Genomic DNA, 2,247 nt, shown 5'->3' on the forward strand with positions numbered 1-2,247 from the left:
CATGCCAACCCTAATAGCAAAATAACCGCATCGCGTTCCGGGTGACGGCTGGTGGCGTCAGTGACTCGAAGAAGATGCCGGATTTGGCTGGGGGATAAGACTTCGGCGCGTTTGATGTGCTGGCGCAATGCCGAGCACGGCGAGCCGCGAACGGTGGCGGAGTTGAAGGGACATCGGCTGATCGGATTTACCGCGCCCGAGAGCCTGAACGACTGGCCTTTGCTCAGTGACGCCGTCCGCTTCAGGATCGTGCCGGACATTGCGGCGTCGAGCGGGGAAACCATGCGCCAGCTTGCTCTCGCCGACGGCGGTATCGTATGTCTCGCGTCCTACATGACCCACGCCGATGTCGCGGGCGGGCGCCTTCGGACCGTCATGGACAGCGCGTGGCTCGACGTCAGGCAACCGGTCAGCGCGGTGTTTTACCAGAGCGCGTCGATGGCCGGACGCGCCAAGGCCTTCCTCGATTTTCTTGCGGGACGGTTGGTGCTGTGAGCCGGTGGTCGTATGCTGCCGTCTGACCTTTCTTGATATTTGAGTCTATTCATGCCTATCGAACGAATCAACGCACCGGGCCTTCCGGTTCCCGCCGGCCATTACAGCCATGCCACGCGCGCCGGCAATCTCATCTGCGTTTCCGGCCAGTTGCCGATGCGCCCCGACGGCACGCATACCGGCGACTTGCCGTTCGAAGAGCAGGCGCGGCAAACGCTCGAAAACGTCAGCACGGTGCTGGCCGCGGCCGGCGCGGGTCTGCAGGATGTGATCGAGGTGACTGTCTATCTGGTCGGCGTGGATCACTGGAAGGCGTTCAACGAGATCTACGCGAGCCACTTCGGCGAGTGGAAACCGGCTCGGGCAGTGGTGCCGGTCGGCGCGCTGCATTATGGATATCTGATCGAGATCGCGGCGCGCGCCTGGGTTGAATAGCCGGCAGTGAGTTGGCGCCGCGCGGTATCGCTTTTATCATGGCCGGGTTGTATCAATCACGCGGGTCCATCGAGGGTGACGTCATGATCCAACTCGTGTTGCTGCTGCTGGGCGTCGACTACTTGCGCCGCCGATGGATCACGCTGGCAGTGGCCGGCGGCATCTGGCTCGTGATCGGCGTGCTCGTTTTCATCGATGCCCTCGATGGCGTCCTCTACTTTCCCATTCACTTTTTCGCGTGGCTGTTGCTGATCGAGGGCATCGCAACGCTTGCCGCGGCGGTTACGGGCGTTGGCGGCCAGCGAACACTGCGTTACGTGAAGGGTGCGGCTTTCGTGCTGGCGGCGCTGCTGATCATGGCGGGTCATCATCACGGCAACTTCGTATTGTCGATGATCTTCGGCACCTTGTTTCTCGCCGATGGCCTGCTGCAATCCGTCTCGGCAGTCGTTGTCCGTTACAGCCGATGGAGGATGGTGCTGGCGCTGGCGATCATCGAAATCCTGCTTGCTGTCTTCTTTTTCCAGCCGTATCCGACGCATTACGTGGGCACGGCACCTTATGCGATCGGGCTTGGACTTGCGTTCGGCGGCTGGAACATGCTGCTGATCGCGTTTCGCGTGCGTCGCATGGAAAGCCTGCCCCCCGAAACCAAAAAGACGCTGGCCCTGTCCGATGACGTCATTACCGATCCTGCCATGGCCGACAAATCGGCAGCCGCGAAAGCCGTGGCGAGTGCGAGTGCCACCGAAGCCGATGCCCCGTTCGAATGGGATGGCCCGCCCGCCGCCGATGAAAAAGCCCTTACCGTGCACGTCTGGACGCCGGTCGGCTCTGCACGGGCGCAGGCAAACCGGCGGCTGATCGTGGACCGCTACATTGCCGCCGTCGATGCCAACGGCGTCATTTCCACCGGCCACGCGGCGCTGGAATCACCGGAAGGCATTTATATCAGCCTGTATCCGGGGGTCGAGATCGATCGCTCGCCCGACGAGTTTGGCCGCATCCTCCGTGCGACGCGCGAGAACAACGTGCCTGGCGTGTTCCAGCCGGACTACCCGACGGAGTCGACCGCTTGGTGCGAATCCACGACACGCGTGCGTATCCGGAACTATCGACCGGAGCGGCTGAACGCGTTCTGGGAGAAATATCGGGAGGACCCGACTTACAACCTGACTTACCGCAATTGTTCCAGTCCTGTCTCCAATGCGCTGGAGGCCGCGCTGGAAGGGACGGTAGGAACCTTTCATGGCCGCGACACCGGCTGGCGTTCGTTCCTGCGCCTGCTGGTCACGCCCGAACTCTGGGTCGCGGCGA

3 protein-coding genes are annotated in these 2,247 nt (G+C 62.3%); all 3 read left to right on the forward strand.

All coding sequences use genetic code 11. The features are described 5' to 3' along the window. Positions 1-114 precede the first annotated feature (114 nt). On the forward strand, positions 115-495 hold the full coding sequence (locus ACRXB1_RS34870) for a LysR substrate-binding domain-containing protein (RefSeq protein ID WP_449494632.1): 381 nt from the start codon (positions 115-117) through the stop codon (positions 493-495). 51 nt (positions 496-546) lie between these two features. Beyond that, positions 547-930: a RidA family protein gene (locus ACRXB1_RS34875; RefSeq protein WP_062172377.1), complete on the forward strand. Its 384-nt coding sequence runs from the start codon at positions 547-549 to the stop codon at positions 928-930. 83 nt (positions 931-1,013) lie between these two features. Further along, positions 1,014-2,247, forward strand: a 1,234-nt coding sequence (locus tag ACRXB1_RS34880; protein WP_449494633.1) for an HdeD family acid-resistance protein, incomplete at its 3' end; no start/stop codon positions are given.

It is taken from the genome of Caballeronia sp. M23-90 (assembly GCF_053574605.1).

What these genes read in the sequence shown, in the direction of transcription:
- ACRXB1_RS34870 (WP_449494632.1), top strand. Translation starts at nt 115, where the DNA reads ATGTGCTGGCGCAATGCCGAGCACGGCGAGCCGCGAACGGTGGCGGAG.
- ACRXB1_RS34875 (WP_062172377.1), top strand. Translation starts at nt 547, where the DNA reads ATGCCTATCGAACGAATCAACGCACCGGGCCTTCCGGTTCCCGCCGGC.